Here is a 14992-nt window from a genome sequence, read left to right on the forward strand (position 1 = left end):
TTCCTGTTAGTTGAAATGCACAATGTTATTGCCTCATATTTGTGAACTATGTCGTTTTTTCTTGTCAAAAAAACGAAAAAAAGCACATCATCATTTGAAAACCCCTTGCAACTGTGCTAAAATAGTAGCCAATTAATGTAAGAGAGAAGAATGATTTATGGGAGAGAATTTCATTATTATTGCACAACAGGTGCTTGTACTGTTCATTTTGATTGCAGTTGGTTTTATTTGCGGTAAGAAGAAAATTATCACCGATTTTTCCGCCCGTCACATGACCGATATAGTGTTGTATGTTGTGACGCCCTGCGTTATGATTTCTGCTTTTCAGCGGGAGTTCTCGTTTGAGCTTTTAAGCGGACTTATAATTTGCGTTACCTGCTCTGCACTTATTTTCGCTGTGTCAATACTTATCTGTAACCTGATTTTTCATGATAAAGATGAAAGCCGTAAGGCGGTTATCCGCTTTGCAACAATTTATTCAAACTGCGCGTTTATGTCCCTGCCGCTTCAAAAAGCAATTCTCGGTGATGACGGTTGGTTCTACGGCTCAATTTTTGTTGCCGTATTCAATATCTTTGTCTGGACGCACGGACTTGTTTCGATGAGCGGTGACAAAAAACAGCTTTCGTTCAAAAAGCTTGTTCTCAACCCCGGTCTTATCGGTGTTCTTCTTGCAATTATCCTGTTTATTACAGGTTTTAAGCTTCCGTACATAATCAGTCAGCCGGTTGAATATCTTGCAGTTCTGAACACTCCGCTCCCGATGCTTATTATCGGTTTTTACCTTTCACAGGCTGACTTTAAAAAGGCATTCACCGACAAGGGCGTATATTTTTCATCGGCGGTTCGTTTGATTGTTTTGCCGATGCTTACAGCGGTTGTAATGTCATTGTGCCGTGTCACTCCGATTATTACCATGGCTTGCGTAATCGCTACATCAGCGCCTACTGCCGCAACAACAACTATGTTTGCAACAAAATTTAACAAGGATGTTGAATTGTCAGTCAGTATTGTTGCCGCAACAACAGTATTTTCGCTTGCAGCAATGCCCTTAGTTGTTATGCTTACCGGTATGATGAGCGGATTTAGTAGTTAATGTAAAATGGAAAATTGAAAATGGAAAATTATGGTCGGCGGTGTGCCACCGCAGACCTTTCGAGAAGATAGTTGAGATAAATGAATTGCATTGATGCCCGAAACGGCATTGATGCAATTTTTATTTTATATGAATTTAACTGTTTAATTGTAGGGGCGCTCATTGGGCGCTCGCCTTAATGATAGAATTTGTTTAAACACATATTTTTTTATGTGATGAAAAATGTGTATTCAAATTTGTACGCAATGCGCGCAATTGTGTACGTTGCACACGAGCGGGTGTCCGATGAACACCCCTACAATTTTTCATTTTCCATTTTCAACTTTCAATTTGAAAATAACGCTCGGGCGATAATGTTTGAACTATCGCAAACTGTCTTCACGAACAGGGCGCAGCGACTCGCCGTTTTCCATTTTCAACTTTCAATTAAAAAATAACGCTCGGGCGATAATGTTTGAACTATCGCAAACTGTCTACACGAACAGGGCGCAGCGACACGCTGCCGGCGGTGCGCCGTGCATTATTTAAGAGTTTTCATACATTGCTTGAATGTTTCGATAACATACCATGCCTCATCATCGGTGAGGGTTGAGTTCATCGGGAGGGTGAGCTGGTTTTTGTGCATATTGTACGCATTCGGGTAATCGGTAATTTTGAAGCCACGCTTGCTGTATGCCGAAAGCAACGGCAACGGCTTGAAGTGGACATTGCACATCACTCCGTGGTCAGCCATCATATTATAGAACTTATTACGGTATTCTGCGTCTTTGCCGATAAATCTTACAAAGTAAAGGTGACCGCTGCTGCGGTGGTTTTCATCGCAGTGATTAAGCACCTGAACGGGCAAATCCTTAAATTCTTCGTTGTAAAGCTTTATAAGCTGATGTCTGCGGTCGAGAATTTTATCGTAGCGTTCAAGCTGAGCCACACCGATTGCGGCAAGCACATCGGTCATATTACACTTATACTGAGTGTCAACAACATCATATTCCCACGATGCGACCTTATTTTTCTGATATGCGTCCTTGGTCTGACCGTGAAGCGAAAGAAGCATATACTGCTTGTACATATCTTCCTCATCAATTCCGTCATGTGAACGGTGAACAGCCGCACCGCCCTCGGCGGTTGTCATATTCTTTACAGCGTGAAAGCTGAAGTTTGTGAAGTCGGCAATTTCACCGCACATTTTACCGTGCCATTGCGCACCGAATGCGTGAGCGCCGTCAGCCATAACAATAACTCTGCCGAACTTTTCCTGAAGCTCGTTGCGCGGATTGAAAACGCTTTTCTTTCTTTCAACAGCCTCAAAAATACGGTCATAATCGCACACAACGCCTGCAAGGTCAACAGGAATGATAACCTTTGTGTTGTGGTTGATTGCCGCCTCCATTTTATCGTAGTCCATCTCGAAGCTGCCGCTTTTGCAGTCAATCATAACAGGCTTTGCGCCCACATGGTAGATAATTGATGCAGTTGCCGTGTAGGTGTACGCAGGAACTATGACCTCATCTCCGGGACCGATGCCGAGAATACGCAGAGTAAGCTCGGCACAAGAGGTCTGCGATGAAAGGCAGACAGCCTTTTCTGTGTGACATCTTTCTGCAATACGGCTTTCAAAAAGCTTTGTTTCGGGACCTGTTGTAATCCAGCCCGATTTCAGAACCTTTATAACTTCGTCAATTTCTGCCTGAGAAAGGTCAGGCGGTGAAAACGGAATTTTTCTCATTTTTAATTTCTCCTCAGGTACAGCCGTGCATTAACCACTGCCGTACACAAACTATAGACAAATCTGAAAATATTTACACTCCATTATACAACGCAAGTCATAAAAAGTAAAGTTTCAAAATATCCAAAATATGCTTTAAAAAGGCGATTTCGTATGGTATATGAGCCGTATTGCAGTTGATTTTCAGCTTTTTTCGCTTTCGGAGGCTTTCTTTTGCAGATATTTATTTTTTGTTGCAAGACCGCCTCTTATATGCCTTTCGCTTTTGTTGGTGTCAAGAATTTTCCTCACCTGTCGGTAAAGCGCAGGGTTAAGCACCTTTAGCCGTTGGCTGACATCCTTATGTACGGTGCTTTTGCTCACACCGAATTTTTTCGCCGTACTTCTGACGGTTGCCTTGCTTTCGATTATGTATTCGCCGAGCATTGCCGCTCTTTCTTCTACGATACCTTTCACATACAGCCCTCCTGTCTGTCCTCCTTAGGGGGACATCTGTAATAGATTGTATGTGCAGACAGCAGATTGTATGACGGTATAGCTTAGTATGTTTTATTGCGTTTTGCTGCCGTTTTATTGCGTTTTATCTGTAATTAAACTAAATTTTTGTATAAACAGACAAATAAATGCTTATAATTTCGGTATTTATGCGGATTGAATTATCACGGTTACCAATGGTATAATTTAATCATAACAGTCAGAGAAAATCAAAATTTTTTGTGCATTTTGCTTCTTTGACTCAAGAAGGGGAAATATACATGAAAAAATTAACAGGTAAATTATTTGCAATGATTCTCACGGTATCGGTTGCAGTATCCTGTGTGGTGTCAACGGGCATTTTCACAGCCTCGGCATACACAGCGCCGAAAAAAGGCAAAATTGTTTACAACAAAGCAATACACAATAAATACAGCAAGGTCGAGAATACGATTCTTGACAGCCTTAAAAATTTTGACGAGAAAATTGATATCAGCAGTCTAAATGTGCCGAGAAGTGATATTTCGGAAATTTTTAGGGTGCTGACATTGACTCATCCTGAGCTTTATTATGTGAATCAGGGATTTTCGTACTCCTACTATCCGTCAGAGGACACGATTGCATCAATCCATCCCGAGTACACAATCAGCAAGAGCGAGTATGCAACACAGAAAAAGTTGCTTGATAAAGAAACCGAGAGAATACTTTCACTTGTGAAAGAGGATATGACCGATTCCGAAAAGGCTCTTGTAATCCACGATGAGCTTGCCATTATGAGCGAGTACAGCACATCAGATTACAGCAAGGCCGATATATACAATTCACTTGTTGAAAAGACTTCCGTATGTCAGGGCTATGCACTTGCGTATTCCTACATTCTTTCGCTTGCCGGAATAGACTCCGAACTTGTTGAGTCAAACTCAATGAACCATATGTGGAACAAGGTTCATATCGGCAACGCTTGGTATAATGTTGATGTTACATGGGATGATCCTATTAATGACCGACCGGGACACGCTCAGCATACATACTTTCTTTTAAGCGACAAAGCCATTCAGAATCTTCCGTCAAAGCACTATGATTACACAATAAGCAACAGCGCAAATTCGACAAAATACGATAATTACGAAATCCATAATTTCGACACAAGGCTTTGTGAGATCAACGGCGAATTTTACGGCTTTGTCAACAACAATTCTTCAGCTAACAAGGGTGCATTGTTAAAATACAAGCTTGACAGCAATACATATGAGAAAAAGCTGACAGTAGACGAAAAATGGAGTGCCGGCGGTAATTCCTACTGGATAAATACATTTATGAGCCTTGAAAAATACAACGGTGTCCTGTATTTCAACACCTCCGACACCGTGTATTCATACGATGTTAAAACAGGCAGACAGGCAGTTGTCGCATCTGATATCAGCGGTGTGTCCGCATCATCAGGCAAGCTTTGCTACGGTATGGTTCTCAAGGGTGACGCAATGTATGCCGCCGTGTCGGATTCTCCGAACAACAAAGCGACTTTGAAGTATATAAAAAGGGTTGACAAAGACAGTCTTGCAATCGGTATGACAAACTATATTATGATTTCAAGCACAAATTCAATTGAAAAAGCATATTACGGTGATGTAAACGGTGACGGCGAAATAAATATTGCCGATGCAACCGCAATTCAGAAGGCAATTGTGGGTCTTGTCAATCAGAGCGAAATTGAGAGTATAAACTCCGATGTGAACTTTGATTCCGATATCACCGTCATTGACGCAACCACAATTCAGAGTTACATTGTAGGACTTATATAACGGCAAGCAGTCAGCAAATTGTCAGCAAATTGAAAATAGAAACTCACAGTCGGGCAGCAGGTTTGCAAAATGCAAAATTTCTGTTGCCCGACTGTTTTTTATAATCGGTTCTGTTCAATTTTAGCATTTTTAGAGGGCATACCCCCAAAAATAAACACCAACTCGTAAAAACAGGCGTTCGGAATATAAAAAGAAAAACGGCAAAACCTTAGTGGTTAAGCCGTTTCTTAGTGGTTGCGGGAGCCGGATTTGAACCGACGACCTTCGGGTTATGAGCCCGACGAGCTACCTAGCTGCTCTATCCCGCGATATGGATGCTTGCTGTTTTTTACAGCTTTTTTATTATAGCACTGTGCATGGATTATGTCAATAGTTTTTTAAAATTTTTTCTTTTTAGTTAATTCCCATAGTAAAGTTTGCCTCTTTCCTACTCCTGCTGTGGAACTTATATCTGTCAACCTATTTTGTGTCAAAGTTAATCCTGCAACAAAAAATACGGGTAAATACGAATATATAAAATTATGCGGTTTTATACAGGCACAATCAATAATAAAAATTTTCAATATGTTTATTGTGACAAAATAATATGGCAAAAATTGTGCATAATTCAGCCGCAATACTGCCTGCCTGAACAATTTGCACTAAAAGCTAAATTTATATTTATACATTTCGCCGTAGCAATAATTGTTAATTTGTGTTACAATTATGATGTCATTTTTTAATGATATTATGTGATTAACGGAGAGCTTATGCCGATATACAGAATTGCAGACTTAAATGTTGAAATAAACCCAAAATATAAACTTGCAGGACAGCGTCTTGAGCCGTATATCATTCAGTCGGATAAATCGGATAAGGTTGATATAACTGTGTCTGTTACCGACGGTGAAATTACTCAGCGTTGTATGCTTGGCAACAATATCGACAGGCAGGAAGCGGAGGATGTTCTGATACTCACAAAATTTTGCAATGCGGTGCTTGACGGGTTTGACGGTTTCTTTTTTCATTCATCGTGTTTAGAGCTTGACGGTGAGGGCTATGCTTTTTCGGCTGTCAGCGGAACAGGCAAGTCAACCCACACGGCACTTTGGCAGAAGCATTTTGGCGACAGGGTGACGATGATTAACGACGACAAGCCGATTATACGAAGGTGTGGCGGAAGGTTTTATGTTTACGGAACACCCTGGATGGGAAAGGCTAACATAGGAACAAACACAAAGGCTCCGCTTAAGGCTGTATATATACTTGAAAGAGCAAAGGAAAACAGGGCGGCAAGGGTTTTGCCGTCACAAGTTTTAAGGCAGTTGTTTGAAGCAGCTGTTATTGATGTTGAACGGAGCAGAATGGAAAGACTGCTTGAATTGTTCGACGGGTGTTTCAGTGTAACGCCATTGTTTCTGCTCGGCTGTAATATGGAAGACAGTGCCGTCATCACGGCTTATAATGCCGCAAACGGCAAGGATAAATAGAGTTATCGGATTTTTCGGAGAACGGAGATATATTATGGAATTTGCTCAGGTTGTTTCAGTTGAAAATATGAGAAAGAGCGACGCAAAAACAATTGCGGAGCATACCCCCTCGGCAGAGCTTATGTACAGAGCCGCAAAGGGGATTTTTGAATCGGCAAAATTTGTCGGTAAGGTTGCCGTGGTTTGCGGAAAGGGGAATAACGGCGGCGACGGTTATGCGCTCGCCTGCATTTTGTGCCAAAACGGCTTTACTCCGACAATTTTCAGAGTAGGCGACGGCTTTTCAAAGGACGGTCTTTACTATTATAAAAAAGCAATGTCACTTGGTGCGGAAGAATTACCGATGTCACAGGCGGCTGCCTTTACAGGCTTTGACATTGTCACAGACTGCTTGCTCGGAACAGGGTTTTCGGGTGAATTAACGGGCGAAATGCTTGATGCCGTTGAGCAGATAAATATGACAAATGCCTATGTTATAAGCGCCGATATAAACAGCGGAATCAACGGCGATACCGGTGTGTGCGGTACGGCGGTAAATTCAGACCTTACCGTTTCAATCGGTTCATTTAAGACAGGAATGTTTTTGAATGACGCACCGTACTATATCGGGTCAATGACGAATTGCGATATAGGAATCAATCTTATTGAAGAAGAGTACAAGCTGATTGATTATTCTCTCCTGCATATGTTTGAGGGCTACGGCTCACTTGTTATGACAACCGAGGAGTTTTTTGAAAAATACGGCTACGAGCCTTCAAAATGCAATGTTGCACGCTGTGTTGAGGAAATCAGCAAAAAAGAACGCAGAACAGTTGTTGTAAAAACAGACCATTCTGCGGTAATTGCGGATCTTAAATATATTTATTTTTGCGCAGACTATGTAATAAATAACTGACAGTGAAGGTGAAACTATGAAGTACAAAAAGGCGTTGTTACCGCCCGAACCGTATTACAGCGGACGGGTTACAAGATACCCCGACAGGAAGGTGCCTTTTGAGGCAGGTCTTCGCTGGCATGTGTCGTATGAAATTGCCTATGTAAAAAAAGGAAAGGTAAGGCTTAATAAGCTCGACTGCGAAATAATTCTTAACGAGGGCGATGTTTATGTGCTGAACAGTCAGGAGGTTCATTCCTACGAAGATATCGGTGACGATACTCAAGTTATTATGCTCAATATAATCCCCAAAGCCATTGCACCGTATGTTGATGACCCGCATATTGTACCGAAATTTAAACAGCCCCAAGGCGAAGCGTTGGAATTTATCAGGGAAACAATGAACACATTATACGGTTTTGAGGAATACAAAAGCAAGCTCATCAGTATGAAGGTCAGAGCAGTAATGTACAGCGTTGCGTACTACCTTATCCGCGACTGCATTGATAATAACATTGAGTATGTTCACGGCTCACAGGCCGATGATTTTGACTGTGCAAAAAGTGCCATCCGATATATGCACGACAACTATAAGCACGAAATAACGCTCGGTGAAATTGCCAATTATGTGGGAATGACGCCGGCACATTTTTCAAAATATTTCAAGGAAAAAACAGAGGAAACCTTTTCAAGGTATCTTCGCAGGGTTCGCCTTGAGCATGCAATTGATGATTTGAGAAATAAAAAAATCACTGTCAGACAGGCGGCGATTGAAAACGGTTTTCCGAATGTTAATTCTCTTATTTTATCCTGTAAGTCCGAATACGGCAGAACCCCTGCGGAGCTGAAGAATTACAGCGAAAAGAATTAACGGCAGGTTGCCGCTGCCGATTTTACACCGTCATAATCCGCACCGTCTTTTCATACATATTATCGGTGATTGATATGAAAAAATTGTTCTGTGCGTTCTTGTGCGTAATGCTTGCGGCATTGTCGGCAGTGATATTTTTGGGCGGAAAAGAAACCCCGTCAGGCTACATAAAATATGTTGAATTTAATGTTACGAAGGACGCTCTGCAAAATGCCGTTGACCTCGATATACAAACTCACGATGACGACAGGCACACCGACTGCGTAACTGTGCTTGCGTATCTCGGCGCAAAATACGGCGGTGATTTTACAAAGTACAAATACAGCGATATGACCGCTTTTGCCGACAAAATCAAAAACGGCGAAACCGTTGAAAACCTGACAAAGGATATGAAATATTTCAGCTACTACTCTCAGGCATACGGTGCGGCACTTTCCGGAATTGTAGGCAATTACGAAAAAGAAACCTCAAAAGGTACTGAAAAAGGCTACGGCTTGTGTTGGTTTTCGCCGATTGCCAAAACTTTTCCGTATTCCTGCTATGATGATTTCGGGGCTGTCAGAACCTATGGCTACACAAGACCGCACCTCGGTCACGACCTTATGGCGGCGGTCGGCACACCTGTCACTGCGGTTGAGTCGGGAACGGTTGAAATTATGGGCTGGAACAGATACGGCGGCTGGCGAATCGGAATCCGTTCTGCCGACAAAAAACGCTATTGGTACTATGCCCACCTAAGACAGAACCGTCCCTTTGCCGAAAATCTTAAAGAGGGCGACAAGGTTTGTGCAGGCGATGTAATCGGTTATGTGGGAAGAACGGGTTACAGCGATACCGAAAATACAAACGGAATAACCGAAAGTCATTTGCATCTGGGGCTTGAGCTTGTGTTTGATGAGAGCCAAAAAGAGAGCAATAACGAAATATGGATTGATGTGGGAGCGATAACAAGCGTTGTCGGGCAAAATCAGAGCGAAGCAGTGCGCAATAACGAAACAAAGGAATTTACAAGAAAATTCAAATTTTCGGTTAATAATGATTTACAAACAGGTGCAGAAGGATAGATGCTTCAGCAATTGTCGGCAATACTGATTCTTAACAAAGTGACTGACGCAAAATCATATGCAGTTTTCATAATATCCAATCACTTTACACCAAAACCGCAGACTGTCATACGGCAGTCTGTTTTTTTGCCTCTAAGTCGAAACGCGTCACGAAATGTCAACTGAACCGTACAGAACGACCTCTTCCGTTAATAGTACAAAATCATTAACATTACTTTTATTCTGTTTGGGCAAAAAATCATATAATTTGTATGTTGACGGCAAATCTTCAATAAGTTAAAATATGTAGGATGATATTTAAAAAATGATTTTGAAATTATGTTTGTGGGAGGTAAAAACGAGTGGTATTTTCAAGCCTTGTGTTTTTATTTGCGTATCTTCCGATAACCCTGCTTGCCTATTATCTTGTGCCAAGACAGGGACGCAATATTTTTCTTTTTATCGTAAACCTCATATTCTACGGCTGGGGTGAACCAAAGCTTGTTCTGCTTATGGTATTCAACATTTTCTTCAACTACATAGGCGGTTGGCTTGTTGACAAATACAGAGCCGACACCAAAAAGAAAAAGCTGTTTCTGATTCTGACCTGCGTGCTTGATATTGGTATTCTTGCGGTGTTCAAGTACACGGGAATGATAACCGAAACGCTCAATATGCTGCCGTTTCTCAATATTCCCGAGCTTCAAATCAGCCTGCCAATCGGTATCAGCTTCTACACATTCCAGACAATGAGTTATGTTATTGATGTTTACCGTGATGATGCGCCCGTGTCGAAGAATTTTATCAACTTCGGTACATATGTTGCACTCTTTCCGCAGCTTATTGCAGGTCCGATTGTCCGCTACCGTGATGTTGCCGAACAGCTTGTAAACCGCCGTGAAACTCTTGAAATGTTCACAAGGGGCGTGAAGCTCTTTATGGTCGGTCTTGCCAAAAAGGTAATTATCGCAAACACCATGGGAACGCTCACAACAAACATTTTTGCAACAACCGATGAAAACGGCGTTGTCGGAACATGGGTGGGTATGATAGCCTACACATTCCAGATTTACTTTGATTTTTCGGGCTACTCCGATATGGCTTGCGGTCTTGGCAATATGTTGGGATTCGAGTTTCTTAAAAACTTTAACTATCCCTACATTGCAAAGTCGATTACAGACTTTTGGAGAAGATGGCACATTTCACTTTCAACATGGTTCAAAGAGTATGTTTATATCCCCCTCGGCGGCAACAGAAAGGGCGTTAAAAGGCAGATTCTCAACCTTCTCATCGTGTGGGGACTTACAGGACTTTGGCACGGTGCGGCATACAACTTTGTACTTTGGGGACTTTACTACGGACTTCTTCTTATTCTTGAAAAATTCGTACTCAAAAAATTTCTCGACAGACTGCCGTCATTTGTTCAGCACATTTACACTCTGTTTATCGTAATCATCGGTTGGGGACTTTTCTACTTTACTGATGTAGGACAGCTCGGTGAGTTTATGGTTGACCTTTTCAATTTCGGCAACGGAATTTGCGGCAATCAGGCATTTAACCTCATTATGAGCAACCTGCCGATGCTTATTATTGCGGCTGTTGCGTCAACTCCGCTTGCAGCAATGCTTTACAACCGCTTTGAACACACACGCTTTATGTGGATTCCCGAAACACTCTACTGCATGGGTGTCCTTGGCGTCAGCACGGCAAGCCTTGTTAATCAAAGCTACAACCCGTTCCTTTATTTCAGATTTTAAAACGGCTGTGAACAATTAGAAAAAAGTCAGGTGAATATATATGCGTTTTGCTGATAACAGAAATAAAATCGGAAAATACATTCCTGCGGTTGTATTTCTGATTTTCATATACGGAATGGCTTTGTGGTTCTTGTTTTCACCGAAAACCGACTACAGTTCTTCCGAAAAAAGATACTTGCAAAAGTTCCCCGATGCCAATGTTGAAAAGGTGCTTTCGGGAGAGTTTGGCAGTGAGTTTGAAACATTCTTTGCCGACCAGTTTCCGCAGAGAAACACATGGGTAGGTATTAACGCATACACCACCCTTGCGGAGGGCAACAACGGTGCAAGCGGTGTGTACAACTGCAAAAACGGCTACCTTATCAACAAGCCTGTTTCGACTGAGAACAATCTTGATAAGAATATCGGTGCGGTTGCGGACTTTGCAAAATCAATCGACACTCCGACAACGGTTATGCTCGTTCCCTCAACAGGATATATTGCCGATGATGTGCTTCCGACATTCCACGATAAATACAACGATGATGAGGATATAAGCAAGATTTCTTCAACGCTTTCAAAGGATAAAATCGGCTTTGTCGATTTGCGTGAACGCTTTAAGAGCGAATACAAAAACGGCAGTCAGCTTTACTACAAAACAGACCACCATTGGACAACAAAGGGTGCTTACACGGGCTATCAGGAGCTTTGCAAGGCACTCGGCGTTACTCCGATTGATGATTCAACCCTGAAAAAAGACAGCTACCCCGGCTTTTACGGCACAACATATTCTTCAAGCGGTTTTTGGCTCACTCCGCCCGATAATATCGAAATTTGGAGCAATCCGAACAATTCTTCAAAAAATATCTCCGTAAAAATTACCGAGGGCGCAAACATCAAAACTTCGGGTTCAATGTACTTTACCGACCATCTCAAAGAGGATGACAAGTACCCCGTGTTTATTGACGGCAACCACGCTCTCACGGAGATTACAAACACCAACGCAAAGAACGGCACAATTCTTCTCATAAAGGACAGCTTTTCGCACAGCCTTGCGCCGTTCCTTGCAGAAAATTACAGCAAGGTGGTTTTGGTTGACCTGCGTTATTATAAGGAAAGCGTGTCAGACCTTGTGTCAGCCTACAACCCCGAACAGGTTGTTGTGCTTTATGGAATTGACAACCTTGCAACCGATACCGACATTGTATGGCTCAAGTAAACTGACAATCTAAATAAACTATACGGCACTCCGATTCAATCGGGGTGCTTTTCTTTTGGCAAGCTCTCATTTGCCTGATTGAATAAAAATTCACGATATGTTTTCAAATCGGCTCGCCTCATCGGCATTGTTCACTTAGTATTGTTCTCTTAGTATTTTTCTTTTGGTCTTCTTCTTTTAGTATTATTAGTCCGTAAACGGCGAGGGGGACGGGTATAAAATTTACAGGGGTCAGATACAAATTTTTAGGAGGAAGGGTGAAGTATCTTTCGTAGGGGGGTGTAAAATATTACACAGGTTGACCGGCAGGACAATAGTTTGCACAACATTAGTAACCGACAGAACACTACAACGATTAAAGTCAAAATTAAGCAAAGGACGCTATAAGATTTTCTCTGGCAAAGCCCTCGTCAAAAAAGTCGGGATTTACCGAATACACATACGGTGCAGACTGAATTTTGCCGAATTTTCCAATAGCAAAACCGCCCGCCTTTGAAATGATGTTTCTCTCGCACAGCTCATAGATGGTCTTTCTTGCCGTTGTTTCCGAGATGGAACATGATTCTGCGATTTTACGCATTGACGGATAGCAGGTATTCGACTTGTCACAACACCTCATAATGTAGCAAAGCACGGCAAATTGTGCAGGTTTGAGTTGGAGGTCAAAGACCTCGTTGGGAATCATAAAGAAATTTGTCATAAAAAATCGCCTCCACTAAAGAGCCTTAAAAAGAGAAAATTGCATATTTTAATACATTTATTTAAAAATATTTTCAAAAAATTTTTTCGGAATAAAGAGTTGTTTTGTCATAGTTTTGTCACGGTCGATATGATATGATGTGTTTGCAGTCAAAGGTACTGTGCAAAAAAATAATCGGTATATATTTTGATTTGTTCAAAAAAAGACAAGGAGATTACCGTTTTCGGCAGTCCCCCTGTCAAGTGCAGAATATTTATTTTTTAGTTATCAGCCTTTTATTAAGTGATACTTTCTTGCGCTTTTAACGATGAATGTAACAGAAATTGCAACGGCACAAAGCTCGGCAGCGGGCAATGCCAGCCATACACCGTTTATGCCGATAAACATCGGCAAAATTAACATTGCGGCACACTCGAAAACAAGTGTTCTTGCAACCGAAATCACGGCTGAAATCTTGCCGTTGTTGAGTGCGGTAAAAAGTCCCGATGCAAAAATATTCGTTCCGCACAACAGATAATTGATCGCAAAAATTCTGAATCCGCCGAGTGCAATCTGCTGAAGCTCCTCATCACCCGCCGAGAAAATTCTTACAAGCGGTTCTGCAAAAATTTCAGATGCCGCAATCATTGCGAGTGAAATTATCAGCGTGATTTTTATACATAGCCTAAACAGCTTTTGCAGCTTTTCGTGATTTTGTGCGCCGTAGTTAAAGCTGATAATCGGTGAAACTCCCGAAGTAAACCCGAACGAAACCGCCGTAAAAATAAAATGAATGTACAAAATTGCACTTATTGCCGCAACACCCTTTGCACCTGCAAATTGCATCATCTGAATATTGAATAACGCTGTTGTCACGGCTGTTGAAAGGTTCGTCACCGCCTCGGAAGAGCCGTTCGCCATTGCAAAGAGAATTTCTTTTACTTTAAATTCAGGTTTGCCAAAGTGCAGAGCTTGCTTTTTGTTGAAAAAGAGCAAAAGCGGAATTGCGCCCACAGCCATACCGATGATTGTGCCGAGTCCCGCACCGATTATTCCAATCCCCCACACAGCCATAAAAAGAATGTCCAGCACAATATTTGTACAACCCGACAGTATTGAGAAAATCAGCATAATGTGGGGCTTGTCCGCTGTTACAAGGTACGATTGATTGAGCATCTGCCAGCACATTACAAAGCCGTAGGGAATCATAACGCTGCCGTAATCAATGCAATATGGGAGAATCTTTTCGTTTGAACCGAACATCATATACATAGGTTCGGCAAAAATTGTGAACAGCACAGCAATGATAACAGAAATGACCGTTGCCGTGATTGCAACTCCCGACATAAGACGGTTTGCCTCCTCCTGCTTTCCCTCACCCATTTTCTTTGCGATTATAGCATTTGAGCCTGTTGAAAACATTAACCCCACAGCCATAAACACAAGCGTGAACGGATATACGATGTTGATTGCCGACAGTGCGTCGCTTCCTACACAGTTTGCAACGACTATTCCGTCAACAACCGTATAGAGTGACATAAAAACCATCATAAGAATAGTCGGCAGAGTAAATTTAAGAATTGTCCCCGCCTTAATAGGCTTTGCATAAATTGATGTCGCCATAAAATCTCCTAACCCTCAATTATTGTTTTTTACAGACCATTCAGATGATTGTATCATAACTTTGTCGCAATTACAACCGATTTATCTTTTTTCGTAAATTATGCCTATCAATACCCAAGCGTACGGAAATTTGAAAGTCGAAAATGGATAATCGAAAATGAAAAAATGAAAATTGCGGTCGGAAATAAAGCTTTATTAAGTTCAAATCTTACTGTTCCCGACCGTAACACAGCATTTGAAATTTTATGTTTATACTCATATGCTTTAGCATAATAAAATCCGTGCAAAAGGCACATAACCGTCATCGTTCTCGGTTATGTGCCTTCCTGTTTTTGTAAGGCTGTTTTTTCACAGACACTGTTTTGTTGAACGGGCAACCC

At 41.7% G+C, this 14992-nt stretch carries 13 protein-coding genes and 1 tRNA gene; 9 read left to right on the top strand and 5 right to left on the bottom strand.

Features of this window, described 5'->3' with window-relative positions; all coding sequences use genetic code 11:
* Positions 1-157 precede the first annotated feature (157 nt).
* Positions 158-1096, top strand: coding sequence for an AEC family transporter (locus QDI94_RS07045; RefSeq protein ID WP_278868053.1), 939 nt, complete (start codon positions 158-160; stop codon positions 1094-1096).
* A gap of 222 nt (positions 1097-1318) precedes the next feature.
* A complete protein-coding gene (locus tag QDI94_RS09910) occupies positions 1319-1450 on the top strand; it encodes a hypothetical protein (protein ID WP_423816691.1) in 132 nt (43 codons plus the stop codon).
* Between the two features lie 166 nt (positions 1451-1616).
* On the opposite strand, the gene QDI94_RS07050 is transcribed toward QDI94_RS09910, so the two are convergent.
* Entirely contained in the window at positions 1617-2822 is a 1206-nt protein-coding gene (locus tag QDI94_RS07050) for a DegT/DnrJ/EryC1/StrS family aminotransferase (protein ID WP_101028208.1), read from the bottom strand.
* A 183-nt stretch (positions 2823-3005) separates the two neighbouring features.
* Entirely contained in the window at positions 3006-3278 is a 273-nt protein-coding gene (gene spoIIID / locus QDI94_RS07055; protein WP_101028209.1) for a sporulation transcriptional regulator SpoIIID, read from the bottom strand.
* A gap of 299 nt (positions 3279-3577) precedes the next feature.
* On the opposite strand from spoIIID, the gene QDI94_RS07060 reads away from it, so the two are divergent.
* A complete protein-coding gene (locus QDI94_RS07060; protein ID WP_278868056.1) occupies positions 3578-5098 on the top strand; it encodes a dockerin type I domain-containing protein in 1521 nt (506 codons plus the stop codon).
* Positions 5099-5329: 231 nt separating this feature from the next.
* Here the strand turns inward: QDI94_RS07060 and QDI94_RS07065 are convergent.
* Positions 5330-5406: transfer RNA gene (locus tag QDI94_RS07065), tRNA-Met, on the bottom strand.
* 441 nt (positions 5407-5847) lie between these two features.
* Between QDI94_RS07065 and QDI94_RS07070 the strand changes: the two genes are divergently transcribed.
* The 6 genes from QDI94_RS07070 (at position 5848) to QDI94_RS07095 (ending at position 12310) form a co-directional block, all read left to right on the top strand.
* Positions 5848-6567: a hypothetical protein gene (locus tag QDI94_RS07070; RefSeq protein ID WP_278868058.1), complete on the top strand. Its 720-nt coding sequence runs from the start codon at positions 5848-5850 to the stop codon at positions 6565-6567.
* Positions 6568-6601: 34 nt separating this feature from the next.
* The gene (locus tag QDI94_RS07075) at positions 6602-7462 is read left to right on the top strand and encodes an NAD(P)H-hydrate epimerase (protein WP_278868060.1); all 861 of its coding nucleotides are present in this window, start codon (positions 6602-6604) and stop codon (positions 7460-7462) included.
* A gap of 16 nt (positions 7463-7478) precedes the next feature.
* Entirely contained in the window at positions 7479-8312 is an 834-nt protein-coding gene (locus QDI94_RS07080) for a helix-turn-helix domain-containing protein (protein ID WP_278868062.1), read from the top strand.
* Positions 8313-8386: 74 nt separating this feature from the next.
* Positions 8387-9376 (top strand): M23 family metallopeptidase, encoded by a 990-nt coding sequence (locus QDI94_RS07085; protein ID WP_278868064.1) that lies wholly within the window; start codon positions 8387-8389, stop codon positions 9374-9376.
* Positions 9377-9717: 341 nt separating this feature from the next.
* Positions 9718-11112 carry an MBOAT family O-acyltransferase gene (locus tag QDI94_RS07090; protein ID WP_278868065.1) on the top strand — a complete coding sequence of 465 codons (1395 nt, stop codon included), beginning with the start codon at positions 9718-9720 and terminating at the stop codon, positions 11110-11112.
* 40 nt (positions 11113-11152) lie between these two features.
* Positions 11153-12310, top strand: coding sequence for a DHHW family protein (locus QDI94_RS07095; RefSeq protein ID WP_278418900.1), 1158 nt, complete (start codon positions 11153-11155; stop codon positions 12308-12310).
* 367 nt (positions 12311-12677) lie between these two features.
* On the opposite strand, the gene QDI94_RS07100 is transcribed toward QDI94_RS07095, so the two are convergent.
* The gene (locus QDI94_RS07100; protein WP_101028217.1) at positions 12678-13010 is read right to left on the bottom strand and encodes a helix-turn-helix domain-containing protein; all 333 of its coding nucleotides are present in this window, start codon (positions 13008-13010) and stop codon (positions 12678-12680) included.
* Between the two features lie 267 nt (positions 13011-13277).
* Positions 13278-14612, bottom strand: coding sequence for an MATE family efflux transporter (locus tag QDI94_RS07105; RefSeq protein ID WP_278868067.1), 1335 nt, complete (start codon positions 14610-14612; stop codon positions 13278-13280).
* Between the last annotated feature and the right edge of the window lie 380 nt (positions 14613-14992).

Source organism: Ruminococcus bromii (assembly GCF_928721825.1).
Classification (GTDB): Bacteria; Bacillota; Clostridia; order Oscillospirales; family Acutalibacteraceae; genus Ruminococcoides; species Ruminococcoides bromii.

Bases quoted from the DNA above. Each gene is read 5' to 3' on its own strand.
- QDI94_RS07045 (WP_278868053.1), top strand. From the start codon at position 158: ATGGGAGAGAATTTCATTATTATTGCACAACAGGTGCTTGTACTGTTC.
- QDI94_RS09910 (WP_423816691.1), top strand. From the start codon at position 1,319: ATGTGTATTCAAATTTGTACGCAATGCGCGCAATTGTGTACGTTGCAC.
- QDI94_RS07050 (WP_101028208.1), bottom strand. From the start codon at position 2,822: ATGAGAAAAATTCCGTTTTCACCGCCTGACCTTTCTCAGGCAGAAATT.
- QDI94_RS07060 (WP_278868056.1), top strand. From the start codon at position 3,578: ATGAAAAAATTAACAGGTAAATTATTTGCAATGATTCTCACGGTATCG.
- QDI94_RS07070 (WP_278868058.1), top strand. From the start codon at position 5,848: ATGCCGATATACAGAATTGCAGACTTAAATGTTGAAATAAACCCAAAA.
- QDI94_RS07075 (WP_278868060.1), top strand. From the start codon at position 6,602: ATGGAATTTGCTCAGGTTGTTTCAGTTGAAAATATGAGAAAGAGCGAC.
- QDI94_RS07080 (WP_278868062.1), top strand. From the start codon at position 7,479: ATGAAGTACAAAAAGGCGTTGTTACCGCCCGAACCGTATTACAGCGGA.
- QDI94_RS07085 (WP_278868064.1), top strand. From the start codon at position 8,387: ATGAAAAAATTGTTCTGTGCGTTCTTGTGCGTAATGCTTGCGGCATTG.
- QDI94_RS07095 (WP_278418900.1), top strand. From the start codon at position 11,153: ATGCGTTTTGCTGATAACAGAAATAAAATCGGAAAATACATTCCTGCG.
- QDI94_RS07100 (WP_101028217.1), bottom strand. From the start codon at position 13,010: ATGACAAATTTCTTTATGATTCCCAACGAGGTCTTTGACCTCCAACTC.
- QDI94_RS07105 (WP_278868067.1), bottom strand. From the start codon at position 14,612: ATGGCGACATCAATTTATGCAAAGCCTATTAAGGCGGGGACAATTCTT.